General features: G+C 62.6%; 23 protein-coding genes. 10 read left to right on the forward strand and 13 right to left on the reverse strand.

Annotated features, from left to right (window positions below; all coding sequences use genetic code 11):
- Positions 1-15 precede the first annotated feature (15 nt).
- Positions 16-945 (reverse strand): arginase, encoded by a 930-nt coding sequence (rocF, locus tag IE188_RS10470; protein WP_191286444.1) that lies wholly within the window; start codon positions 943-945, stop codon positions 16-18.
- Between the two features lie 102 nt (positions 946-1,047).
- Here rocF and IE188_RS10475 point away from each other — a divergent pair, with 102 nt between their 5' ends.
- The 5 genes from IE188_RS10475 to IE188_RS10495 all read left to right on the forward strand — a co-directional run bounded on the left by IE188_RS10475 (position 1,048) and on the right by IE188_RS10495 (position 5,738).
- Positions 1,048-1,539 carry an Lrp/AsnC family transcriptional regulator gene (locus IE188_RS10475; RefSeq protein WP_229836728.1) on the forward strand — a complete coding sequence of 164 codons (492 nt, stop codon included), beginning with the start codon at positions 1,048-1,050 and terminating at the stop codon, positions 1,537-1,539.
- A gap of 61 nt (positions 1,540-1,600) precedes the next feature.
- Positions 1,601-2,041 carry a thioredoxin TrxC gene (gene trxC / locus IE188_RS10480; protein ID WP_191286445.1) on the forward strand — a complete coding sequence of 147 codons (441 nt, stop codon included), beginning with the start codon at positions 1,601-1,603 and terminating at the stop codon, positions 2,039-2,041.
- Between the two features lie 91 nt (positions 2,042-2,132).
- Positions 2,133-3,623, forward strand: a complete 1,491-nt coding sequence (locus tag IE188_RS10485; protein WP_191286446.1) for a di-heme oxidoreductase family protein — start codon at positions 2,133-2,135, stop codon at positions 3,621-3,623.
- On the forward strand, positions 3,620-4,660 hold the full coding sequence (locus IE188_RS10490; protein ID WP_191286447.1) for an imelysin family protein: 1,041 nt from the start codon (positions 3,620-3,622) through the stop codon (positions 4,658-4,660). Before IE188_RS10485 ends, IE188_RS10490 begins: the two co-directional genes overlap by 4 nt.
- Before the next feature lie 4 nt (positions 4,661-4,664).
- The gene (locus IE188_RS10495; protein ID WP_191286448.1) at positions 4,665-5,738 is read left to right on the forward strand and encodes a DUF1513 domain-containing protein; all 1,074 of its coding nucleotides are present in this window, start codon (positions 4,665-4,667) and stop codon (positions 5,736-5,738) included.
- Here IE188_RS10495 and IE188_RS10500 read toward each other — a convergent pair.
- From IE188_RS10500 to IE188_RS10515, 4 genes are all read right to left on the reverse strand, one after another.
- Entirely contained in the window at positions 5,735-6,100 is a 366-nt protein-coding gene (locus IE188_RS10500; protein WP_191286449.1) for a GFA family protein, read from the reverse strand. The genes IE188_RS10495 and IE188_RS10500 overlap by 4 nt on opposite strands.
- A 78-nt stretch (positions 6,101-6,178) precedes the next feature.
- Entirely contained in the window at positions 6,179-8,683 is a 2,505-nt protein-coding gene (locus IE188_RS10505; protein WP_191286450.1) for a GcvT family protein, read from the reverse strand.
- Between the two features lie 109 nt (positions 8,684-8,792).
- Positions 8,793-9,455 (reverse strand): hypothetical protein, encoded by a 663-nt coding sequence (locus IE188_RS10510; protein ID WP_191286451.1) that lies wholly within the window; start codon positions 9,453-9,455, stop codon positions 8,793-8,795.
- Between the two features lie 15 nt (positions 9,456-9,470).
- Positions 9,471-10,457 (reverse strand): 2-hydroxyacid dehydrogenase, encoded by a 987-nt coding sequence (locus tag IE188_RS10515; protein WP_191286452.1) that lies wholly within the window; start codon positions 10,455-10,457, stop codon positions 9,471-9,473.
- 139 nt (positions 10,458-10,596) lie between these two features.
- Between IE188_RS10515 and IE188_RS10520 the strand changes: the two genes are divergently transcribed.
- Positions 10,597-11,121, forward strand: coding sequence for an SH3 domain-containing protein (locus IE188_RS10520; RefSeq protein WP_191286453.1), 525 nt, complete (start codon positions 10,597-10,599; stop codon positions 11,119-11,121).
- A 50-nt stretch (positions 11,122-11,171) separates the two neighbouring features.
- The gene (locus tag IE188_RS10525; protein ID WP_191286454.1) at positions 11,172-12,086 is read left to right on the forward strand and encodes a cation diffusion facilitator family transporter; all 915 of its coding nucleotides are present in this window, start codon (positions 11,172-11,174) and stop codon (positions 12,084-12,086) included.
- A 2-nt stretch (positions 12,087-12,088) separates the two neighbouring features.
- Here the strand turns inward: IE188_RS10525 and IE188_RS10530 are convergent, their stop codons facing one another.
- The 6 genes from IE188_RS10530 to IE188_RS10555 all read right to left on the reverse strand — a co-directional run bounded on the left by IE188_RS10530 (position 12,089) and on the right by IE188_RS10555 (position 18,241).
- Positions 12,089-14,113, reverse strand: a complete 2,025-nt coding sequence (locus IE188_RS10530; protein WP_191286455.1) for a M3 family metallopeptidase — start codon at positions 14,111-14,113, stop codon at positions 12,089-12,091.
- A gap of 75 nt (positions 14,114-14,188) precedes the next feature.
- Entirely contained in the window at positions 14,189-14,671 is a 483-nt protein-coding gene (locus IE188_RS10535) for a GNAT family N-acetyltransferase (protein WP_191286456.1), read from the reverse strand.
- A complete protein-coding gene (locus IE188_RS10540) occupies positions 14,664-15,695 on the reverse strand; it encodes a HesA/MoeB/ThiF family protein (protein WP_191286457.1) in 1,032 nt (343 codons plus the stop codon). The genes IE188_RS10535 and IE188_RS10540 overlap by 8 nt, the downstream gene beginning before the upstream one ends.
- A gap of 12 nt (positions 15,696-15,707) precedes the next feature.
- Entirely contained in the window at positions 15,708-16,172 is a 465-nt protein-coding gene (dut, locus tag IE188_RS10545; RefSeq protein WP_407648238.1) for a dUTP diphosphatase, read from the reverse strand.
- Complete coding sequence (gene coaBC / locus IE188_RS10550) at positions 16,172-17,377, reverse strand: bifunctional phosphopantothenoylcysteine decarboxylase/phosphopantothenate--cysteine ligase CoaBC (protein ID WP_191286459.1); 1,206 nt, start codon at positions 17,375-17,377, stop codon at positions 16,172-16,174. Before coaBC ends, dut begins: the two co-directional genes overlap by 1 nt.
- A gap of 75 nt (positions 17,378-17,452) precedes the next feature.
- Positions 17,453-18,241, reverse strand: coding sequence for a ChaN family lipoprotein (locus tag IE188_RS10555; protein WP_191286460.1), 789 nt, complete (start codon positions 18,239-18,241; stop codon positions 17,453-17,455).
- An 82-nt stretch (positions 18,242-18,323) separates the two neighbouring features.
- Here IE188_RS10555 and cobU point away from each other — a divergent pair, with 82 nt between their 5' ends.
- The 3 genes from cobU (at position 18,324) to IE188_RS10570 (ending at position 21,060) form a co-directional block, all read left to right on the forward strand.
- The gene (gene cobU, locus IE188_RS10560) at positions 18,324-18,866 is read left to right on the forward strand and encodes a bifunctional adenosylcobinamide kinase/adenosylcobinamide-phosphate guanylyltransferase (protein WP_191286461.1); all 543 of its coding nucleotides are present in this window, start codon (positions 18,324-18,326) and stop codon (positions 18,864-18,866) included.
- On the forward strand, positions 18,863-19,447 hold the full coding sequence (locus tag IE188_RS10565) for a histidine phosphatase family protein (protein WP_191286462.1): 585 nt from the start codon (positions 18,863-18,865) through the stop codon (positions 19,445-19,447). The genes cobU and IE188_RS10565 overlap by 4 nt, the downstream gene beginning before the upstream one ends.
- A 92-nt stretch (positions 19,448-19,539) precedes the next feature.
- Positions 19,540-21,060, forward strand: coding sequence for a YifB family Mg chelatase-like AAA ATPase (locus tag IE188_RS10570; RefSeq protein ID WP_191286463.1), 1,521 nt, complete (start codon positions 19,540-19,542; stop codon positions 21,058-21,060).
- Here the strand turns inward: IE188_RS10570 and IE188_RS10575 are convergent.
- Together IE188_RS10575 and gshB are read right to left on the reverse strand one after the other, a co-directional pair.
- Positions 20,993-21,952: an alpha/beta hydrolase gene (locus IE188_RS10575; RefSeq protein ID WP_191286464.1), complete on the reverse strand. Its 960-nt coding sequence runs from the start codon at positions 21,950-21,952 to the stop codon at positions 20,993-20,995. The two genes, IE188_RS10570 and IE188_RS10575, sit on opposite strands and share 68 nt — an antisense overlap.
- Entirely contained in the window at positions 21,949-22,890 is a 942-nt protein-coding gene (gshB, locus tag IE188_RS10580; protein ID WP_191286465.1) for a glutathione synthase, read from the reverse strand. Before gshB ends, IE188_RS10575 begins: the two co-directional genes overlap by 4 nt.
- Positions 22,891-22,895 lie beyond the last annotated feature (5 nt).

Genomic DNA, 22,895 nt, shown 5'->3' on the forward strand with positions numbered 1-22,895 from the left:
GCGTCCTTTCGAAGATCAATAGCTTTGGGTGCGGCGGTCCAGCACGCGACGGCCAAACAGGCTGGCGGTCAGATCCACCATCAGGCGCGCGGTGCGGCCGCGGTCATCCAGAAACGGGTTCAGTTCGACCAGATCAAGCGAAGTGACAAGGCCGCTGTCGTGCAGCATCTCCATGATGTGATGGGCTTCGCGGAAGGTGGCGCCGCCGGGAACCGTGGTGCCAACAGCGGGTGCAATGTCGGGTTCGATGAAATCCACATCAAGGCTGACATGCAAAAGCCCGTCAGCCGCCGCGACCTGATCCAGAAACGGAAGCAGTAGCTTGGCGATGCCGTGTTCGTCAATCGCCCGCATGTCATATGCAAGCGCGTCCGAGGCTTGCAGCAAATCCCGCTCCATCCCGTCCACGGACCTGAGACCGATCATGCAGACATTTCGCGATTCCAACGGTGCAGGCAAGGGTTTGCCAAGTATGTCGGGAAAGCCGTCCAACCCGCAGGCGAAGGCCACGGGCATGCCATGGATATTGCCGCTGGGGGACGAGGCCGGAACATTGAAATCGGAATGCGCGTCCAGCCACAGCACGAATTGCGGGAGCCCCAGTTCGGCAGCGGCGGCGACATGGCCGGTAACGGTGCCCATCGACAAGGCATGATCCCCACCCAGATAGATCGGCAGCACATCCTGCTTCGCCAGATCATAGGCATGACGGTGTAGACTGCGCGCCCAGCCCGCAACCTGTGGCAGGAGTTTCAGATGCGTGTATTCGGTTTCAAGCGCGTCGACCTCGTCGCGCTGCGCATCACCCAGATCGACCACCTCGTGCCCCAGTGACGCCAGTTCCTCGGCCAGACCGGCAGTGCGATAGGCCGCTGGCCCCATGATGCAGCCGCGACGACCCGCGCCTTCCTCGATCGGTGCACCAAGCAGATGGATGTTGGTCATTGGGCCTCTCCTTCATGTGTGGATCGCGTCAAGGTTGGTCATGGCAGCGCATCAGCGTGTGGGTGCTCACGTGATCATAGCATAGGCAGGATTTCACCAATAATGAGCAAATTGCACAATATCTATAAATTGTATTGTCATTTTGATATGGTTGCTTATCACTACCTTATGCATATCTTTGATGACCTCGACCGCAACCTGATCGCCATTCTGCGCGAGGACGGACGCGCCCCGATCTCGAAACTCGCAGAAATTCTTGGTGTCTCACGCGCCACGGTGCAGGCGCGGCTCGATCGGTTGTTGGACACCGGTGCGGTGTTGGGCTTCACCATCCGCGCGCGGCAGGATCACGGGCCGGATGGCGTTCACGCCATCATGATGATCGAGGTCTCCGGCAAATCCGCCACGGCAGTTATTAAGCGCCTGCGCGGCCTGCCGGAACTGCGCAGCCTGCATTCCACTAACGGAAAATGGGATCTGGTGGCGCAACTGACGGCCGACAACCTGACCCATTTCGACCGCATCCTGCACGATGTGCGGATGGTCGAAGGCATCACCAACAGCGAAACGAGTATCTTGCTGAGCACCGTCTGACCCCTTGACGTAAACCAGCGTCAACATCATATGCTCTCCATTGAATATAATGGAGCACCCCATGTCCTCTTCCGCCAAAATGACCTGCCTTGATTGTGGCAGCGTAAATCGTGTCCCGACCGACAAGCTGACCGCTGGCCCCAAATGCGGCACCTGTGGGGCGAAACTGTCCGATGGCAAGGTGCGCGAGTTGGATCCGGCCACTCTGTCGAAAGCCGCACGAAACGACGACACGCCGCTTCTGGTGGATTTCTGGGCGCCCTGGTGTGGCCCCTGCCGCATGATGGCCCCGGCCTTTGCGCAAGCCGCGCAGAGCATGGCGCCGGACGTGCGGTTCGCCAAGATCAACACGCAGGATCATCCAAGCGTTTCGGTAAAGAACAACATACGCGGCATTCCGGCCCTGATCCTGTATCAGAACGGCAAGGAAATCGCGCGTCATGCCGGGGCGATCCCCGCCAACGCGATCGAGGCTTTCGCGCGCACGCATATCAAAACGTAATCCGCCGATATTTCCTGACTATTTTTGTCGGAACCACTTTACGATACCTTGATCCGGCATTAGAACGGGGCGCAATTCCAAGGAGCTTGCGATGCGCGCGCCGGCAATTCTGGCCTTCATTCTGTTCGGCTGCCACATGGCACAGGCCAAGGACGCCCCGCCATGGGGCGAGCCGCACCTGTCACCCGCCCCGCGCACCCAGGCAGAACAAGACCGCATTCGTTCCACGCTGGGGGCCAATCCGCGCGCCCTTTCGGCCTATGAGGCACGCCCAGCCGGCGCCGCCACCTCGATGTCCCCATCTGCACGGGTGCCATTCTCTGATCCTGCGATCGGGCTGACGGCAGATCAGAAGCTGGAGTTCAGGCTGGGTGAGGCGCTGTTTGAGAAACTTTGGGTGCAAGGCCCAGCCTCGACCATCTCGTCCGACGGACTTGGCCCGCTTTACAATGCCCGCGCCTGTTCGGCTTGCCACCTGAACAACGGGCGGGGCTATCCCCCGGCACATCCCGACGACGCCACCCCCGGTCTGGTTCTGCGCCTGTCGCAGATCGGAGCAGACGGCAGGACGCACCCCGACCCCCAATATGGCTTTCAGATACAGGATCATGCGACCTCCGGGCAGACCGCCGAAGGGTCGCTTTCCGTCACCTACGCCCCGCAGGTGAAACGCTTTGCGGATGGGACAAAGATCGAACTGCGCGTCCCGACATACTCTGTTGCCAACCCGTCTTCCGGCCCCATTGATGATAGCACCCTGACCTCGCCCCGCGTCGCCCCGCCGATGATCGGGCTTGGGTTGCTTGAAGCCATCCCCGAAGCAGACATTCTAAAGAATGCAGACCCCGATGACGCTGACAATGACGGCATCTCGGGTCGCCCCAACCGTGCCTGGTCGCGCGAGTTCGATCAGTGGATGCTGGGCCGGTTCGGCCACAAGGCGGGCAACCCCACCGTTCGTCAACAAACAGCCGAGGCGGCGCATGGCGACATCGGCCTGTCCAGCACCCTGTTCCCGGCCCAGTATGGCGATTGCACCCCGAAACAGGCAGACTGCCGGGCCGCGCGCAATGGCAACTCTGCCCAGCAAGACAATCAGGAGCTTGGCGACACGGCGCTGGACCTGATGGCCTTTTACGCCGCGAACCTTGCGGTGCCTGTGCGCATATTGGCACGGGCGCCACAGGTGCTGCGCGGCAAATCGCTGTTTCACGATGCTGGTTGCGCCGCCTGCCACACCCCGACCTTCGTCACCCATCGCCTGCCCGATGATCCCGCCCGTTCGTTCCAACTGATCTGGCCTTACTCCGACCTGCTTTTGCACGATATGGGGGACGGATTGGCAGATCGCCGCCCGGAAGGTCAGGCGTCAGGCCGGGAATGGCGCACAGCCCCTTTGTGGGGCCTGGGCAGCACGGAACGGGTTGGCGGGCGGAAGGGCTTTCTTCATGATGGACGCGCACGCACGGTGCTGGAGGCCATCATGTGGCACGGGGGCGAGGCCACCGCCGCCCGTGAAAAGGTGCGCCTGCTGGACGTTGAAGATCGTGCGGCGCTGATTGCATTTCTGGAGTCGCTATGAGAACCCTTGCCACCCTCATCTCCGCCTGCCTGCTGCCCGGGATGCTCTGGGCGGCCGATCCGCAAACCGCCACCAATCCCGCCGTCAATCATGTCGCACTGACCGATCAGGTGCTTGTGGTTCTGGATGATCAGTTTGCCGCCTTTCGTGATGACACCGCCCGCTTGTCCCAAGTCGCGCAGGCGTTCTGCGACGGCACCGCCAACCGGCAACAGATGACGCAGGCGCTTGCCGCAGCATGGACTGCCTGGGCGCCGCTGGATGCCTATCAGTTCGGCCCGATCGAAACGCAGGCCGCCGCGCTGACGGTCAATTTCTTTCCCGACAAGAAGAACTTTGTCGGACGCGCCGTTGCCGAATTGTTGAAGCGACCAGCACAGGAACAGGCGGATCCGGAAACGGTTGCGGCAGCCAGTGCCGGCGCACAGGGGTTGCCGGCGCTGGAGCGTTTGGTGTTTGACGATGTTCAAACCTGCCCGGCGCTGATCGGCGTGTCGGGCAACCTGGCCCGGATCGGCGCGGCCCTTCATGACGGATGGTTCGCCCCCGAAGGGTGGGCCGATCTGGTTCGGGATGCTGGGGCTGACAACCCGGTCTATCTGTCCCATCAGGAGTTCACGCGCCAGATCTTCACGGCGCTGGATTTCTCGATCCTGCGCCTGCGCGAACACCGGATCGGACGCGCCCTTGGCACATACGAGCGCAGCTTCCCCACACGGGCCGAAGCATGGCGGGCGGGCTTCACCAACGACATCATGATTGCCCAGCTTGACGGCTTGATCGCGATGGTTGACGACGGTTTTTCCGATGCGGTGCCCGACGCGACACGGGCCGAGATCGTGCAGATCGCACGGGATGTTCAGGCGCGTATCCACGCCATCGGCGCGCCGCTGTCCGAGGCGCTGGATGATCCGCAAACGCGCATCCGGGTCGAGGCTTTGCAACCCATGCTGGACCATCTGAAATCCCGCCTTGATCAGCAGATCGGTGAAAGCCTTGGCGTCGATGCCGGGTTCAGCGCCGGGGACGGAGATTGACGGGATGAAGCGACGCCATTTCCTTGCAGGGGCGTCGGCCAGCCTTGGGCTGAGCGGATGGGCGACAGGGTCCTGGGCTGCCGCCGGGGCGCCTGATTTCATCACGGCTGGAAACCGGGCTGACAAAACCTCGTGGTTGGTGGGGCTGACACGCGCCGGCGATGTGGTGTTCCAGATCGCCCTTCCCAGCCGGGGTCACGCAGCAGCCATTCATCCGGAAATGGCGCAGGCGGTCGCTTTTGCGCGCCGCCCGGGTCGTTTTGCCGTGGTCATTGACTGCACCGATGGCCGCGAACTTGCGCGTTTGACGACACCCGCCGGACGGCACTTCTATGGCCATGGCGCTTTTTCGGCCGATGGCAAGCACCTGCTCACGACCGAGAATGATTATGACACCCCCGCTGGGGTGCTGGGCATCTGGGACGCATCCGACGGCTTTCGTCGGGTGGGCGAGGTGTCGTCAGGAGGGATTGGCCCGCATGACATCCTGCGCCTGCCGAATGGGGGATTCGTCGTTGCCAATGGCGGCATCCAGACTCATCCGGACATGGAGCGCGCCAAGCTGAACCTGCCGACCATGCGCACCAATCTGACCTATCTGAATGTCGAAGGCGCGATTGTGGATCAAGTTGAACTGACCGGCGCGATGCATCAGAACTCGATCCGCCATATCGCGCTGGACGGCATCGGCGCGGTGGCGGCGGCGCTGCAATGGCAGGGGGCACCTGCGAAAGAGGTGCCGTTGGTTCTGCGCCACCGCCGAGGTGACGACCCGACCTTCCTGCCGCACCCCGATCAGTCACGTCTGAAAACCTATGCCGGGTCCGTCGCCGTTTGTCCGCAGACCGGAGACATCGCCGTTACCGGTCCGAAGGGCAGCACCGTGATCTATTTCGACGCAACGGGCCAGCCACGCGGGTCCACCCAACATGACACTGCCTCAGGCGTTGCGCCCGCGCCGCAAGGCGGTTTGATGATCACCCGGGACGGCGGTTTGATCCATCGCGCCAGCGGGGTCGAGACTCTGATCCCCGTCGAAGGGGGTTGGGCGTGGGACAATCACCTGATCGCCCGTTAATCCAGATAGGTCCAGCTGTCAGCGCCATCGAAATGCCGAACGGGAATCGTATTCAGGTCGGACGGCGAAAGCATGCGCAAATTCAATGCCATCCGCTGTTGATCCGCGTCCTTCCCTGACACCCAGTGGGTGATGCATCCACAGGTCCTGCAGGCGCAAAACTCTATCGTGCGATCGCCCCAGCTGTAACGCGTCACTTGGTCCGAACCAGTCAAAATCGCGCCTTCGACGGGTGGGCAATGGGTCCATAACGTGGCGTATCTTCTACAAATCGAACAATTGCACGAAACCACGTGTTCCGGGCGGGCGACTTCGAATGTCACGGCACCACAATGGCAGGAACCTTTGAGCTTCTCTGTCATGACGTATCCTCCTGATCAAAACTGACACAAAGAAAAAGGCCCCGCAATCGCAGGGCCTTTTCTTGGGTCGTGGTGCGCTCACCCATCCTTGCGGATCGTCTCGTTCTTTGGATCATAGGGGCTGTCGACCGTGATCTCGGCATCCCAGAGCCTGTCAAACATCTTGACCTTCAGCTTGGTGCCCGGCACCGCCAGGTCAGGGCGCACATAGCCCATGCCAATGGATTTGCCGAACGCGACCGAATAGCCGCCCGAGGTCAGGCGACCCACCTTGGTATCCCCGTCATACAGCGCCTCGCGGCCCCACGGGTCGGCGTCGTCCGGCCCGTCGATCAGAAGCGTGACGCATTTCGACCGGATACCGGTTTCCAACATTGCCTCTTTGCCGTGGAAGTCCTTTTCAAGGTCGATGAAGCGCGGCAGGTCGGCCTCTTGCGGGGTGGCATCGCGGCCAAGTTCCGTGCCGAAGGCGCGATAGGATTTTTCCTGCCTAAGCCAGTTTTGCGCCCGCGCGCCCACCAGTTTCATGCCGTGCTTTTCGCCCGCCAGCATCAACAGATCCCACAGGTAGTTCTGCATCTCGATCGGGTGATGAAGCTCCCACCCCAATTCACCTGTATAGGCCACGCGGATCGCGTTCACCGGGCACATGCCCAGCTCGATCTGGCGCGCAGACAGCCACGGGAACCGTTTGTTCGACAGCGCGGTGGCGGGATCGGCATCCTTGATCACCTCGTTCAACACATCGCGCGACTTGGGACCGGCGATGGCGAACACGCCCCATTGGGTGGTGACGTCCTGAATTTCGATGTATCCGAATTCCTCCATCATATCCTCGGCGGCCTTGCGCAGGAAATCGGCGTCATATTCCGTCCAGGCACCCGCCGACACGAGGTAATATTCGTGCTCTTTCATCCGCACGATGGTGTATTCGGTGCGCGTGGTGCCCGCATCCGTCAGCGCATAGGTCAGGTTGATGCGACCAACCTTTGGCAGCTTGTTGCAGGTGAACCAGTCCAGAAACGCAGTCGCGCCCGGCCCTTTGATCACGTGTTTGGTGAAGGCGGTGGCGTCGATCAGGCCGACCCCTTCGCGGATCGCCTTTGCTTCGTCCACCGCGTATTGCCACCAGCCGCCCCGGCGGAAGCTGCGGGCGTCGTGGTCGAAGCTCTCGGGCGCATCCAGCGGGCCATAGTAGTTCGGGCGTTCCCACCCGTTCACCCAGCCGAACTGCGCGCCTTTTTCCTTCTGCCGGTCATAGGCGGGCGAGGTGCGCAGGGGCCGACAGGCCGGGCGCTCTTCGTCGGGGTGGTGCAGGATATAGACATGCTCATAGCATTCTTCGTTCTTGCGCGCGGCAAACTCGGTCGTCATCCAGCTTTGCGAATAACGTTTCGGGTCCAGCGACGCCATGTCGATCTCGGCCTCGCCATCGACCATCATCTGGGCAAGGTAGTAGCCGGTGCCGCCTGCCGCCGTGATGCCGAAACTGAACCCTTCCGCCAGCCACATGTTGCGCAGGCCGGGGGCCGGGCCGACCAGCGGGTTGCCATCGGGCGTGTAGCAGATCGGGCCGTTGAAATCGTCCTTCAGGCCGCTGTCGGCGCAGGACGGCACGCGTTCCGCCATCGCCATGTATTGATCCGCGATCCGGTCCAGATCAAGCGGGAACAGGTCCGCGCGGAAACTGTCTGGCACACCGTATTCAAACCGTGCCGGTGCGCCGTGTTCATAAATGCCAAGGATCCAGCCGCCACGTTCTTCGCGGGCATAGGATTCATTGTCGGCGTCGCGCACAACCGGGTGCTCCGGGTTGCCGGCTGCGCGCCATTTGACCAGCTCGGGGTCCTGATCCATTACGATAAACGTGTGCTCGACCGGGATGGCGGGCATCTTGATGCCCAGCATCCTGGCGGTGCGCTGTGCGTGGTTGCCCGATGCGGTCACGACATGTTCGGCGGTGATCACCACCTGTTCGTCCGACGCCACAAGGTTGCCGCCCTTTTCCACCATCTTGGTGCAGGTCACGTCCCAATGGGTGCCGTTCCAGTGAAACGCGTCCGCCTGCATCTTGCGCACGATCTCGACCCCACGTTGGCGCGCGCCCTTGGCCATCGCCTGCGTAACGTCGGCCGGGTTAATATATCCGTCGGTATTGTGATACAGCGCGCCCTTCAGGTCCGAGGTTTCGATCAGCGGCCAGCGGGCCTTGATCTCGTCCGGGGTCAGCCATTCATAGGGTATGCCCACCGTTTCGGCGGTCGAGGCATAGAGCATGAACTCGTCCATACGCTCCTGCGTCTGCGCCATGCGCAGGTTGCCCACCACGGCGAAACCGGCGTTCAGACCGGTTTCTTCCTCCAGAGTCTTGTAGAACTTGACGGAATAATCGTGGATATGGGTCGTCGCGTAGGACATGTTGAACAGGGGCAGAAGCCCCGCCGCATGCCAGGTCGAGCCCGACGTCAGCTCGTCGCGTTCCAGCAACATCACATCGTCCCAACCCGCCTTGGCAAGGTGATAGGCGATCGAGGTGCCAACAGCACCACCGCCGACGACAAGGGCTTTGACTTGGGTTTTCATGGGGCGACTCCCTTCGGGCATATGCGTTGCATCATACATGGCGCACGGTCAGCAAACGTGCCAAGCCAGCCCGACCTTTGCCTGCGGAAAAACGACATCGGGGCCGTATTCAGCGCCCCAGCGCCTCGCCCAGCCGGGTAACGGGCAATACGGGGCCGATCAGCGCCGCCAGTTCGGCGCGGCGCGGGTTGGTCGGGTCGAACAGCGTCATGCACATGTAATCCTCGACCATCGCGGCCTGTGCTTCGAACCCATAGGACAGATAGGCGCCAGTCTCGCGCCCCGGCCAGTAATAGGGATCCCCCTTGCGCAGGCTTTCTGCGCCTGACCGGCCCGGCGTGTATCCGGTGCGATCACGGTTCTGCCACTGCCAGACATGCACCAGCTCGTGCATCATCAGAAGAGCGTGCGGCATGGGCAGGCTGTTGGGCCAGCCTTCGAACATATCGTCGCGATACAGGTCGCGTTTCAGAAAGACCTGATTCCATAGAACCAGCCCTGCCGGGAACTCGATCCTGCGCACAGGCTGGGGCACGCGGTCGCAGATGCCCTTGGGCAGCTTGCGCGCGTCCTGTCTGGGGGCGTCGGCTGGTATCGGATCAGGTTTCGGCAATGGCAACACGCCAATCCCGGCCCGCACCCGCACCTTGTCGGTGTCCAGACTGTCGCCGAACACCAGTTGCGACATCTCGACCTCGGTGTCCGACAAGGGACGCGCGCAGGCGGTCAGCGCCACCAACAGCCCCACCCCCAGGATCAGACGTGCGATCATGTTATACCCGTGAACCTAAAGCATCCCCGGCACGACCTGATCGGGCGGGCGGTGGCCATCGGCGAACGTCTTGATGTTGATCAACACCTTCTCGCCCATCTCAATCCGCCCCTCGACCGTGGCCGACCCCATATGCGGCAGCGCCACCACGTTGGGCAGGTCGCGCAGGCGTGGATTGATCTCGTTCCCATGCTCGTAAACATCCAGCCCGGCCCCCGCGATCTCGCCCGCGCGCAGCATCCGGGTCAGGGCGTTTTCGTCAATCACCTCGCCGCGCGATGTGTTCACGATCACCGCCTCGGGCTTCATCAGCTTCAGACGGCGCGCATTCATCAGGTGGAAGGTCGATGGCGTGTGCGGGCAGTTGATCGACAGCACGTCCATCCGCGCCACCATCTGGTCAAGGCTCTCCCAATAGGTGGCTTCCAACTGCTCCTCGATCTTCGGGTGCACACGCTTGCGGTTGTGGTAATGCACCTGCATTCCGAACGCCCGCGCACGGGCCGCGACCGCCTGACCGATCCGGCCCATGCCCAGAATGCCCACGCGCCGCCCCTGAATGCGGTGGCCCAGCATCGCGGTGGGCGACCAGCCCGGCCATTCGCCCGTCGCCATCAAACGAATCCCTTCCGGGAACCGCCGGGTGACGGCCAGGATCAGCGCAATCGCCATGTCTGCGGTGTCATCGGCCGAAACCCCGGCGGTGTTCGAGACCAGGATACCACGCTGCCGCGCCGATCCCACGTCGATATGATCAACCCCGGCACCGTAATTGGCGATCAGACGCAGCCTGTCACCCGCGCCCGCCAGCATGTTCGCGTCGATCTGGTCGTTGATCGTCGGGACCAGCACATCGCAGCGCGTCATCGCGTCGGCCAGTTCGGATCGGGTCATCGGCGTGTCATCATCCCGAAGCTCGACATCGAAAAGTTCTTTCATCCGGGTCTCGACGACCTCGGGCAACCGTCGCGTGACAACAACACTCAGACGTTCAGCGGCCATGCCTGCCCTCCCTTTGGCTTTTCTTTTGCGCGTCTCAATGACAAAGTGACAAGGAACGAGGCAAGGTACAAGCACCGCCGGAATGCAAACGAAAGAAAATTGCGCGGGCGTCGGTGTGACACAGGAAATGAGGGCGGAAATGCGGTGTTCCAGCAGGCTGGCAGTGGTGGCGATCGCCATTATTGCAGTGCTTTTTACGCACCTTCCCACGGCACAGGCCGAACAGGCTGCGCAAAAGCGCGGCTCTGTCACCAATCTGCCGATTCCCCGCTTCGTTTCGCTGAAAACCTCGGAAGGGAACGTGCGGCGTGGTCCGTCCCTGCGCCATCGCATCGACTGGGTGTTCAAACACCCCGGTATGCCGTTGGAAATCATCGGGGAATTTGGGCATTGGCGACAGGTGCGTGACCGTGACGGCGTCGGCGGATGGGTGCATTATTCGCTTCTGTCGGGGGTGCGCACGGCGATTGTCGATTTCGACCTCAGCCCGCTTTACAACCGCGCCGATACAGAAAGCCAGATCGACGCCTATCTTGAGGCCGGCGTCATCGCGCGGCTTGACAGTTGCGGGCTTGACTGGTGCCGGGTCAAGGCTGACGGCATCCGCGGCTGGACGCTGAAATCGAACCTCTGGGGTGTCCGCCCCAACGAAGTGATCGACTGACCGGCCCGACCACCCTTGCGCCCAACATGACCGCTGGGTAAGCCGGGAACATGACGGACGAGCGCATCAGACTGAACCTTTCCGCTGGCATAGCGTCGGCCCTGGTGGCGGTGACCCTGGTGGCGCTGAAGCTGTGGGCACTGGGACAGACGCAGTCACTGTCGGTGGCCGCGTCGCTGGCCGACAGCGCAATGGATCTGATGGTATCCCTGGGGGCACTGGCGGCGATCTGGTACGCCGCACGGCCCGCCGATGATGACCACGCCTTCGGACATTCCGCGGCCGAGGATCTGGCCGCCCTGGGGCAGAGCCTGTTCATCATGGCTTCGGCCGGGGTGATCACATGGGCGGCCATCGCCCGGATGCTGTCGGGTGAACCTGCCCCGATCATGGCCCATCAGCGCGGCATTGCTGTCATGGTCATATCGATTGTCCTGACCGCCGCGTTGGTCCTGTGGCAAAGGCGGGTGGCGGCGCGCACCGGGTCAGCGGTCGTCAAGGCCGACAGCCTGCATTACCTGGGGGACCTGATCCCGAACATCGGCGCGATCCTGTCGCTTTGGGCAGCCGCGCTGTTCGGGATGGAGGTGATTGACAGCGTCGTCGCCATCGGGGCTGCGATCATGTTGGTTGTCGGGGCGCTGCGCATTTTCAAGACCGCGTGGGACGGGTTGATGGACCATGCCGCAGACCCGGACCTTGTGGCCGGGGTCGAGGAGATCGCCCGCACCCACCCCGGCGTACACGGTTTTCACGACCTCAAAACCCGGCGATCGGGTTCGATTACCTTCGTGAACATGCATATCGAGCTGGACGGCACGCAAAGCCTGAATGACGCCCACGCGATCGGCGCCAGCCTGCGCCGGGCGATCCTGCATGCCTATCCCGACACGGATGTTATGATCCACAAGGACCCGGTCGGGGTGACACCGCACCCCGACGATCCGTCACGCCGGGACGCTTAACCTCAGGCGGTGGCCAGACCCCGCCCGTTCAGCAATGCATCGACACCGGGCAGCCGCCCGCGGAACGCGGTGTAAAGGTCTTCGGCGTCGACCGATCCGCCTTTCGACAGGATGTGGTCCTCAAGCTTTCTGGCCATTGCGGGGTCAAACGCATCACCGGTTTCCTTGAACGCCTCGAACGCATCGGCATCCATCACCTCGGACCACATGTAGCTGTAGTAGCCGGATGAGTAGCCGTCGCCCGCAAAGACATGCGCGAAATGGGGTGTGGCATGTCGCATCCTGATCGCAGGTGGCATCCCGATCCGCTCCAGCGTCGCCTCTTGCGCCGCCATCGCATCGTCTGGCGCGGCACCATCGTGGAAATCAAGATCCACCAGCGCCGAGGACAGAAACTCGACCGTCTGAAAGCCCATGTCATGGGTCGAAGCTGCCAACAGGCGCTGCAACAACGCCTTCGGCATCGGTTCGCCGGTCTTGGCGTGCGTGGCAAACTTGCCCAACACCTCGGGCACTTCCAACCAGTGTTCGTAAAGCTGGCTGGGCAGTTCCACGAAATCGCGCGCCACCGATGTGCCCGAGATCGACGGATAGGTCACGTTCGACAGCATCTGGTGCAGCGCATGCCCAAATTCGTGAAACAACGTGCGGGCGTCATCCCAGGACAAAAGCGCGGACTGGCCCGGTTCGGGTTTGGCGAAGTTGCAGACATTCACAACCACTGGCCGAATGTCACCCGCCAGCTTTTGTTGGCTGCGGATCGCCGAGCACCATGCACCCGACCGTTTCGATCCACGCGCGAAGTAATCGCCGATGAACACCGCCAGGTGCTTTCCGTTCCGCGTGACCTCCCACGCGCGGGCGTCGGGGTGATAAAGCGGCACGTCAAGCGCGGCAAAGTTCAACCCGAACAGGCGGTGGGCGGTGTCAAACGCGGCGTCGATCATCCGGTCGAGTTGCAGGTAGGGCTTGATCTCGGCCTCGTCCAGATCATGTTCGGCCTCGCGCCGCCGTTCCGCGTAATAGTGCCAATCCCATGGCTCAAGATCGCCGTTGTGACCGTCAGCATGCAGCATTTCTGTCATTTTGGCGGCATCTGCTTCGGCGGCTTTACGGGCCGGTTCCCAGATCTGCATCAGCAGGTCGCGCACCCGGTCAGGATGGCCGGCCATCTCGGTTTCCAGCTTGAACTGCGCGAAACTGTCATAACCCAGTAGCCGCGCGCGTTCTTCGCGCAAAGCCAGTGTTTCGGTGGCAATCGCACGGTTGTCGGTGTCGCCGCCATTCGCCCCACGCGCGGTATAGGCCAGATAAGCCGCCCTGCGCAGGTCGCGCCGTGGCGAATGCTGCAAGAATGGCGTGATGACAGACCGCGATAGTGTGATCGCAGGGCCATCGCATCCTTTGTCGGCTCCGGCCGCACGGGCGGCGTTGATGACGAAATCGGGCAGGCCTTGCAGATCATCCTCGTCCAGCGGCAGGAACCAGGACCGTTCATCGGCCAGCAGGTTCTGGGTGAACCTGGTCCCGAGGCTTGCCAGCTTCTCTTGCACGTCTTTCAGCCGGTCGCGATCGGCCCCTTGCAATCTGGCCCCCGAACGTACGAAACGGCGGCGCGTCAGCATCAGCACGCGGGCTTGTTCATCCGTCAGATCCAGCGTGTCGCGGGCTTGCCACAATGCCTCGACGCGCGCGAACAGGGTCTCGTTCATCATGACTTCGGAAGAAAACGCGGCCAATCGAGGGGAAAACTTGCGTTGCAACGCTTCCCGCGCCGGCGTGCTGTCAGCACCTGCGACGTTGTAGAACACGCCCAGCACCCGATCCAGCGCGGCATCGGACAGTTCCAACGCCTCGATCGTGTTGGCGAAGGTTGGGGCGGCTTTGGCGTCGGTGATCGCGGCGATCGCGGCGCGTGTCTGATCCAGCGCGGCATCGAACGCAGGTTCGAAATCCGCATCCTGGATGTCATCGAAGGGTGGCAGGTTGAACGGGGTGTCCCAGCGGGCCAGAAGCGGATTGGTCATCGGCAAGTCTCCTTTGCAGGGAAGCTATGCTTCACGATGCAGGATTACCACCCGTCCCGGCAGCCTTTCGCCTGTTCAGTCCTGATCAAGATCGCGACGGAAGGTGTCGCAGTCCAGATCGCCGATCTGCGCGGTGCCGGTGCGGATGAACCCCACCTTTTCCAACACCCGTTTTGACGCGATATTGTCGCGCAGCACCCGCGCCTCAAGCGCCCAGATACCCCGGTCGCAGGCCTCTTGGCAGATCAGGGCAACGGCGCGCGTGGCGATGCCCTGCCCGCAATGGGCCTGCCCGATTCGATAGCCCAGTTGCGCGACCCCATTTTCCAAAGCCGTCACATTCACCCGGCCGACAATCCGACCACCGATTTTCAGCAGGAACATCATCTCGCCTGCCTCCACCTGCTCGCGGATCAGGTCGGTCAGGGTGTCGAGCTTCCAATAGATATCCGGCCTTGGCCCGACCTGTGTTTCAAACCAGTCGCGGTTCTTGCGCTCGAACGCAAACAGGCCCGGCGCGTCACCAACGCCAAGCGGGGCGAGTTCCAGATCAGCCACAGCAGGGGCACCCGTCGCGTTTGGCGGTGCGAATGACCCGCGTTTCGGCATACATCGCGTCATAGATCAGCATTCGCCCGCGCAAGCCCTCGCCCGCGCCGGTGATCTCTTTGATCGCTTCGGTCGCCATGATCGCGCCGATGATGCCGGGCAAGGGCCCGACCACGCCCGCCTCGGCGCAGTTGGGGGCAAGCCCCGGTGCCGGGGCCTCGGGAAAAATGCATTGATAACAAGGCGCACCATGGGCCGGGTCGAAAGTGGAAACCTGCCCTTCCCACTGGCTGAGCGCCCCACCAATCATCGGGATGCCAAGTTTTGCCGCCACCCGGTTGACCAGATAACGGGTTTCGAAATTGTCCGTGCCTTCCAGAACGAGGTCGTAATCGCGCATCAGGTCCTCTGCGACCTCATCCGTCAGACGGCGTTGGTATGGCCGCACGTTGATCGCGGGGTTCTGTGCCTTCATTGCGGCTTCGGCGGAAAAGACCTTGGGCACGCCGATATCGGCATCCCGGTGGATGACCTGCCGTTGCAGATTGGAATTGTCGACCACATCGTCGTCGATCACGCCGATGGTGCCCACACCTGCCGCCGCCAGATACAAGAGCACGGGCGAGCCAAGCCCACCTGCCCCCACCACAAGGACACGCGCGTTTTTCAGCGCCACCTGCCCCGGGCCTCCGATTTCGCGCAGCACGATGTGACGGGCGTATCGGTTCAGTTCGGTATCCGTGAACGGGCCGTCTTGCGTCTTTGCCACTGGCACGCTTGGCGCGCGGGCTTTCAGCCACGCCAGCCCGCGCCCGTAAAGCGCGCCCAGCGCGATCACCGCAAACAGCACAGCCCACGAGGTGAAGTTGCCGCCCAGCGCCTGACGTATGCCCCCGCCTTCCGGCAGCACAAGATGGCTGAGCAGAACCACAAGCGCCAGAAGCGCGGTCAACTGCCAGCGGCGCGCAACGGACAAGCCGCCAAAACTGCCGCCCACCCAGATCACTGCCACCCAGATAAGAACCCAGATCACCTTTGCCCCCGATCATCCACGCCCGGTCGAACCGAACCCGCCCGCGCCGCGCGTCGTGTCGGACAGGTTGTCGGCCAGGGCATAGTTCGCCTGCACCACCGGGGCAATCACCGCCTGCGCAATGCGATCTCCGTGACCAATGACAAATGGCGCATCCCCAAGATTGATCAGGATCACCCCCAACGGGCCGCGATAATCACTGTCTATCGTACCGGGCGCGTTGGCCAGTGTTACACCATACTTCGCCGCCAGACCCGAGCGGGGGCGGATCTGCATCTCGAACCCGTCCGGGATCTCGACCCGCAGTCCGGTGGGCACGATGCGCCGTTCCATCGGGGCAAGGGCCCATCCGGTGGCGCGGTCCTGCTCTGGCAGGTTGGCACGCAGGTCGGCCCCGGCCGATCCCGAAGTCTCATAGCAGGGCAAGGCAATGGCCGGGTCGGCATCGGCTTCCCGCAGCACATGGATGGTCGGCATCACGCGTTCCCCCCAAGTGCATCGGCGATCCGCGCGGCCAGTTGGCGGGCCACGTCGTCCTTGCCCATGCGCGGCCACGTCTCAGCCTCATCCTCAGAAATCAACGTCACTGCGTTTTCGCTGCCGCCCATGATGCCGGTTTCCGGGCTGACATCATTGGCGACGATCCAGTCACAGCCCTTGCGGTCCCGTTTGGAGGTGGCGTGGTCGACCACGTCATGGGTTTCGGCGGCGAAGCCGACAACAAGGGCGGGGCGGCCTTTCTTCATCTGGCTCACGGTGGCCAGGATGTCTGGGTTTTCGGCGAACTCCAACACCGGCAAGCTGCCCTTCTGATCTTTCTTGATTTTCTTGTCCGATGCGGACGCCACCCGCCAATCCGCCACCGCGGCGGCAAACACCGCAGCATCCGCGGGCAATGCGGCCTGAACGGCGTCCAGCATTTGCTGCGCCGTCTGCACCCTGAACACCGTCACCCCGCCGGGGGGCGGCACGTCAGCAGGACCGGTGACAAACGTCACATTCGCCCCAAGGGCCGACAAGGCGCGCGCCAGAGCTGTGCCCTGTGCGCCTGACGAACGGTTGGCGATATAGCGCACCGGGTCAATCGGTTCATGGGTGGGGCCGGATGTGACAAGCACATGCTTGCCCCTCAACGGGCCGTCCATCAGGGCGGCTTCAACGGCGGCCACGATGTCCAGCGGTTCTGACATCCGGCCGGCGCCAAACTCTCCACACGCCATGGCCCCGTCGGTCGGCCCGACAAAAAGCACACCATCCTCTTTCAGCGTGGCGACGTTGCGCTGGTTTGCCGGATGCTCCCACATCCGCACATTCATCGCGGGGGCCACCAGAACGCGCTTGTCCGTCGCCATCAAAAGGGTCGAGGCCAGATCATTGGCCAACCCGCCCGCCATCTTGCCCAGAAGATCGGCAGTCGCCGGGGCCACGACCACCAGATCGGCGGCGCGGCTGAGTTCGATATGGCCCATCTCGGCCTCGTCCGTCAGATCAAAGAGGTCGGTATAGACCTTCTGCGCCGCCAGACCGGACGCCGACAGGGGCGTCACGAATTCCTGCCCCGCACGGGTCAGAACGGGCGTCACCTCGGCCCCGCGTTCGCGCAGACGTCGGATCAGATCCAGCGCCTTGAAGGCCGCGATGCCGCCGCCGATGATCAGAAGGATGTGTTTGCCAGCCAGCATGGACGCCCCCGGTTTTGGTTCTTCAAACAGTTACGGGACCAGGGCGGATGGATCAATGGGCAGGACGATACACGGTCACTTGAAAGTGTCGCACGGGTCGGGGCGATCTACGACGGGGGCGTCATACACAAGGTCAAACCCGCCTTCTGGAACCTGCCCGTCCTCGGCCTGGCCGATGCTTTTGACCACAAGTGTGGGGCGCGCCTGCCGCAGCATGGCGGGCACCCCCCAATCCTTGCGGGCATGTCCATTGCCGGTGATGATGACCACCGGCTTTCCTGTGGAGTCGAGCGCATCCAGCGCCGCCTTGGCCAGCGTGGCATCGCGCAGGCGCTGCACCTCGATCATGCCGCCCAATGCGACGCGCGGCATCGCCTCGCAATGGGCGAAGAACTGAAGCTCGATCCGTTGGTCGTGCTGATCCCCAGGCAGAGGTTGGTCCAACCCAAACAGTGCCGGATCCCCGTCAAAATGTGCCGCCACGCCGTCAGTGTAACTCGCCCGCGCCACCTCACGCGACACGGCAGCCCCATAGATCGCGGCATCCGAGGCGGTGAAGATCGGCAGATACATCTCGAAATCGGGCCAGCCGGCCTTTTCCCACGCGGAGCCAAAACCCGCCATGTCCCGGGTCATGTCGGCCACCTGATCAGGTGTCAGCATCTCAAGCACAAGGGCTTTGGGCTGCAAGGCCGCGACAATCTGTGCCTGGACCGCATGATGGGCGGGATTGTCGTGGGTTTCCCCGATCACCACCACATCCGCCGTCGCAAGCCCTGCCAGATCATCGGCACTGGGGTCGCGCTCAAGGGCATACGCGATGGACGGGATCACAAGCGTGACAAGGGCAGCGACAAGTCTCATGCCCCAAGGCTATGTCCGGCGACCCGGTGCCTCAAGTGCTTTCGGCTTGGCGGACCCTGTGTCGCAGTGCTAGGCAAACGCCATGGTGCTTTCGCTTCCTCCTCTGACGCTCGTTCTGGGCGGTGCGGCTTCCGGCAAATCGGACTATGCCGAACGGCTGGTCGCAGCGACCGGGCGTCCGATGCTTTATGTTGCCACCGCGCAGGCCCATGATGGCGAGATGTCCGCCAAGATCGCGCGCCATCAGGCGCGACGCGGTGCGGGCTGGCGCACGGTCGAAGCCCCGCTTGATGCCACCCCCGCCCTGACCACCGCTGACAGCGCCGAGGTCGTCCTGTTCGACTGCGCGACCATGTGGCTGTCCAACCATCTGCTTTCTGGCGCATATCTGCCAGATGCCGAGGCCGGGCTGATCGCCGCGCTGTCCAACTGCACCGCGCCGGTCGTCATCGTGTCAAACGAGGTTGGTGCAGGCATCGTGCCGGACAATGCGCTTGCCCGTCAGTTTCGCCAGGCGCAGGGCGAGTTGAACCAACGCCTTGCACAGCGAGCCGATCTGGTTGTGACGGTGATGGCAGGTCTGCCGATGACCCTGAAAGGCCAACTGCCGGACGACGCCTCATGAACACGCCGGTCAGTTGGTGGTGGGTGCGGCATGGACCGACCCACGCAAAAAGCATGGTGGGCTGGCGCGACCTGCCCGCAGACTTGTCGGACACCGCTGCGCTGTCGCGCCTGTCCGATGCGCTTCCGGAACCTGCGGCCCTCGTCTCGTCGGACCTGTCGCGCGCTGTGGCAACGGCAGATGCTTTGGCAAACCGGCGCCTGCGCCTGCCCCACCAGCGTGACCTGCGCGAGTTCAACTTTGGCGATTGGGACGGGCTGCACTGGAACGAGGTTGCCACCCGCGACCCGGACCTGTCGCGTGCTTTCTGGGAAGATCCCGGCCCACATCAAGCCCCGAACGGAGAAAGCTGGCACCAGCTTGCAACGCGGGTTTCTGCGACAGTTGACCGTGTGACATCCGACGGTCATCGCCATGTGATTGCCGTGGCGCATTTCGGGGTGATCCTGACCCAGATCGCTCGGGCGGGAAACATGACGCCCTATGCGGCGCTGGGACACAGGATCGACAATCTGTCAGTGACGCGGCTGGATTGGGATGGTCGGCTCTGGTCCGTCCATTCAATCAACCACCGGCCCTGACAACCGACGGCGACGCTCGGTTTGCCGGCTTTGGTTAACCATTCAGTAACCACGACCGGCTAGGCTTTCAGGGACACAAAACGGGATCGGTGATGGTTGCGCGGATAAACACGGTCGCATTCGAAGGCATTCGCGCCCGGCTGGTCGAGGTGCAATGCGCCCTGTCACCCGGATTGCCGGGTTTCTCGATCGTCGGCCTGCCCGACAAGGCGGTTTCCGAGGCACGTGAGCGCGTGCGTGCGGCGCTGTCCTCCATGTCCGTTGCCTTGCCGCCGCGCAAGATCGTCATCAACCTGTCCCCCGCCGACATCCCCAAGGAAGGTTCGCATTTCGACCTGCCGATTGCCATGGCCCTGATGGCTGAAGCCGGGATTCTTGCACATGAAGACATTGCGGACGTGGTTGCGTTGGGTGAACTGGCGCTGGACGGCACATTGCTGCCCGTGACCGGCGCACTGCCCGCGGCACTCGCCGCTGCCGAAAAGGACATGTCGATGTTTTGCCCCCGGGATTGCGGGGCCGAAGCGGCATGGATCGGGGCCACCAAGGTGCACGCCGCCCCTTCGCTTGCTGCGGTCTTGCAGCATTTCACCGGGCAGGCCCCGCTGAACGTGGCCGAACCCGGCAAGGTCACATCCGAAACGACCACCAAAGACCTGCGCGATGTCAAAGGACAGGAACGCGCCAAACGCGCCCTGGAAATTGCGGCAGCCGGGCGCCATCACCTGTTGCTGGTCGGGCCGCCCGGATCCGGCAAATCCATGTTGGCGGCTCGGTTGCCCGGCATTTTGCCACCCATGTCCCCTGCCGAGGCGCTTGAAACCTCGATGATCCATTCCGTCTCTGGCTTGTTGGATGGGGGTGGTATTTCGCAGTCACGCCCCTTCCGCGCCCCGCATCACACGGCCTCGATGGCGGCAATCGTGGGTGGAGGGCGCGGTGCAAAACCGGGCGAGATCAGCTTGGCCCATAACGGTGTTCTGTTCATGGATGAATTTCCCGAGTTCAGCCGACAGGTGCTTGAAACCCTGCGTCAACCGCTGGAAACAGGCGATGTGACTGTGGCGCGGGCGAACGCGCATGTACGCTATCCCAGCCGGTTTCTGCTGATCGCTGCGGCCAACCCGTGCAAATGCGGGCACCTGACCGATCCCGGCAGGGCTTGCAACCGTGCGCCCCTATGTGGCGAGGATTACATGCAACGTATCTCTGGCCCGCTATTGGATCGGTTTGACATGCGGGTCGAGGTGCCGCCGGTCACCTTCCAGGATCTGGATCTGCCCGCCAATGGCGAGCTCTCTGACACCGTGGCCCAGCGTGTGACCCAGGCCCGCGCCATTCAGGCCGACCGTTACGCCGGGCTCAGCGATGTCACCACGAATGCGGATATTGAAGGAAAGACCCTGACCGAACATGCCAGCCCGGATCAGGACGGGCGCGAGACACTGCTGAAAGCGTCCGAACGGTTCGGATTGTCCGCGCGCGGGTATCACCGCGTATTACGGGTCGCGCGCACCATTGCAGATCTGGCCGAAGAACCGCAGGTCACCCGCAAGCATGTGGCCGAGGCGCTGAGCTTTCGTCTTGTGTCCCACCGCGAAACTGTTGGGTGATAAACTCGGCCACGCGCCGCAACGCCTGGCGGGCTTCGGGCACCCATCCATCAAGAATCACCCAAACATGCGGCGCATCGGGCCATTCATCAAGGATGACTTGACCGCCCGCCGCGCGCAGACGCTCGGCCATACGCAGGCTTTCGTCGCGCAGGATCTCGGTCGTAGAGAACTGGAGGAATGCAGGCGGAGGTGACCGGAAGCGATGCAGAATGGGCGAGGCGCCTTCGTCCTCGGCCGCTTGTCCTCTCAAATAATGTTCAACGATGACGTCGCGTCGCTCGGAAGGTAAGACCGGGTCTTTGGACTGATTGTCCCGGAATGATGGCGAGGTGAAGCGCAAGTCAATCACCGGTGAAAACGCAAAGACAGCGCGTGGCGCAGGCAGTTGTCCTTCAATCCGGGCCAGAACGGAAAAAACCAGCCCGCCACCGGCACTGTCGCCCCCGATGATGATGTTTCGCGGGTCATAGCTTGCGTCCAGCAAAGCCGCGTAGGCTGCCACGCAATCATCCAGACCTGCCGGAAACGGATATTCGGGCGCCTTGCGATAATCCGGCGCGCACACCCGTGTACCGGTCAGCCATGACAGACGCGCCAGCATCTTGCGATGGGTGCGGGGCGATCCCGCGACAAACCCGCCGCCATGCAGATACAGGATCACCCGGTCGGAAGGGGCTGGCCGCGTGGCGGGACGGGTCTCGACCCAAAGGACATCGAGGGTATTCGCAAGCGTCGCGTCCCGATACCACGCCAATGGGGGCGCACGAAGGATCCAGTCGCTTGCATGTTCGAACTCGCGCCGGGCGCGCGGTATGTCGTGAATATGGCGCAGCCGGGATTTGACAATCAAGCGCCCGCAAAACCGGGCCGTTGCAAGTTGCCAGCTCACATGCGACGCGCCTCGATCGCCTGCCAGATCTTTTCGGCGACGTTCACGCCGTCGAACCTCTCCAACTCCTGAATACCAGTGGGCGAGGTCACGTTGATCTCGGTCAGATAATCGCCAATCACGTCGATGCCGACAAAAATCTGGCCCTTTTCACGCAGAAGCGGCCCGATGGCGTTGCAGATTTCGCGGTCACGTGCCGTCAGGCCGACCTGTTCGGGGCGGCCACCCACATGCATGTTGGATCGGGTCTCGCCCGCAGCGGGCACCCGGTTGATCGCGCCGACCGGCTCGCCGTCGACCAGAATGATGCGTTTGTCGCCATTTGACACGTCAGGCAGGAATTTCTGCGCAATCAGCGGCTCGCGGTTGATGCCCGCGAACAGTTCGTGCAACGAGGCAAGGTTGCGGTCGTTCACGTCCAGCCGGAACACACCGGCCCCTCCGTTTCCATAAAGCGGTTTCAGAATGATGTCGCCATGCGCATCCTTGAAGGATTTCAGCGTGGCGAAATCGCGCGCGATCATTGTGGGGGGCGTCAGGTCCGGAAATTCCAGCACCAAGAGCTTTTCGGGATAATTTCGCACCCAGAACGGATCGTTCACAACCATCGTGGCCGGATGGATCATGTCCAGGATATGCGTCGTGGTGATATACCCCATGTCGAAAGGCGGATCCTGCCGCAGCCAGACAACATCAAAATCCCTGAGATCGACAATGGTGCGATCACCCAGCGAAAAATGATTGCCCGCCTCGCGCCGCACGGTCAGGGGCCAGCCCTGCGCAGAGACCGTGCCTTCCCGATAGCTCAGATGATCCGGTGTGTAGTAGAACAGCGAATGCCCGCGCGCCTGTGCCTCTTCCGCGATCCGAAAGGTGCTGTCCGCATCAATGTTGATGTGGTCGATGGGATCCATCTGGATGGCGACTTTCAGCGACATGGCAC

Origin of the sequence: Aliiroseovarius zhejiangensis (assembly GCF_014656375.1) — a bacterium.
Taxonomy (GTDB): Bacteria; Pseudomonadota; Alphaproteobacteria; order Rhodobacterales; family Rhodobacteraceae; genus Aliiroseovarius; species Aliiroseovarius zhejiangensis.

Excerpts from the sequence above, each read along its gene's own strand:
- rocF (WP_191286444.1), bottom strand. The coding sequence starts at position 945 with ATGACCAACATCCATCTGCTTGGTGCACCGATCGAGGAAGGCGCGGGT.
- IE188_RS10475 (WP_229836728.1), top strand. The coding sequence starts at position 1,048 with ATGAGCAAATTGCACAATATCTATAAATTGTATTGTCATTTTGATATG.
- trxC (WP_191286445.1), top strand. The coding sequence starts at position 1,601 with ATGTCCTCTTCCGCCAAAATGACCTGCCTTGATTGTGGCAGCGTAAAT.
- IE188_RS10485 (WP_191286446.1), top strand. The coding sequence starts at position 2,133 with ATGCGCGCGCCGGCAATTCTGGCCTTCATTCTGTTCGGCTGCCACATG.
- IE188_RS10490 (WP_191286447.1), top strand. The coding sequence starts at position 3,620 with ATGAGAACCCTTGCCACCCTCATCTCCGCCTGCCTGCTGCCCGGGATG.
- IE188_RS10495 (WP_191286448.1), top strand. The coding sequence starts at position 4,665 with ATGAAGCGACGCCATTTCCTTGCAGGGGCGTCGGCCAGCCTTGGGCTG.
- IE188_RS10500 (WP_191286449.1), bottom strand. The coding sequence starts at position 6,100 with ATGACAGAGAAGCTCAAAGGTTCCTGCCATTGTGGTGCCGTGACATTC.
- IE188_RS10505 (WP_191286450.1), bottom strand. The coding sequence starts at position 8,683 with ATGAAAACCCAAGTCAAAGCCCTTGTCGTCGGCGGTGGTGCTGTTGGC.
- IE188_RS10510 (WP_191286451.1), bottom strand. The coding sequence starts at position 9,455 with ATGATCGCACGTCTGATCCTGGGGGTGGGGCTGTTGGTGGCGCTGACC.
- IE188_RS10515 (WP_191286452.1), bottom strand. The coding sequence starts at position 10,457 with ATGGCCGCTGAACGTCTGAGTGTTGTTGTCACGCGACGGTTGCCCGAG.
- IE188_RS10520 (WP_191286453.1), top strand. The coding sequence starts at position 10,597 with ATGCGGTGTTCCAGCAGGCTGGCAGTGGTGGCGATCGCCATTATTGCA.
- IE188_RS10525 (WP_191286454.1), top strand. The coding sequence starts at position 11,172 with ATGACGGACGAGCGCATCAGACTGAACCTTTCCGCTGGCATAGCGTCG.
- IE188_RS10530 (WP_191286455.1), bottom strand. The coding sequence starts at position 14,113 with ATGACCAATCCGCTTCTGGCCCGCTGGGACACCCCGTTCAACCTGCCA.
- dut (WP_407648238.1), bottom strand. The coding sequence starts at position 16,172 with ATGCCGACCATCCATGTGCTGCGGGAAGCCGATGCCGACCCGGCCATT.
- coaBC (WP_191286459.1), bottom strand. The coding sequence starts at position 17,377 with ATGCTGGCTGGCAAACACATCCTTCTGATCATCGGCGGCGGCATCGCG.
- IE188_RS10555 (WP_191286460.1), bottom strand. The coding sequence starts at position 18,241 with ATGAGACTTGTCGCTGCCCTTGTCACGCTTGTGATCCCGTCCATCGCG.
- cobU (WP_191286461.1), top strand. The coding sequence starts at position 18,324 with ATGGTGCTTTCGCTTCCTCCTCTGACGCTCGTTCTGGGCGGTGCGGCT.
- IE188_RS10565 (WP_191286462.1), top strand. The coding sequence starts at position 18,863 with ATGAACACGCCGGTCAGTTGGTGGTGGGTGCGGCATGGACCGACCCAC.
- IE188_RS10570 (WP_191286463.1), top strand. The coding sequence starts at position 19,540 with ATGGTTGCGCGGATAAACACGGTCGCATTCGAAGGCATTCGCGCCCGG.
- gshB (WP_191286465.1), bottom strand. The coding sequence starts at position 22,890 with ATGTCGCTGAAAGTCGCCATCCAGATGGATCCCATCGACCACATCAAC.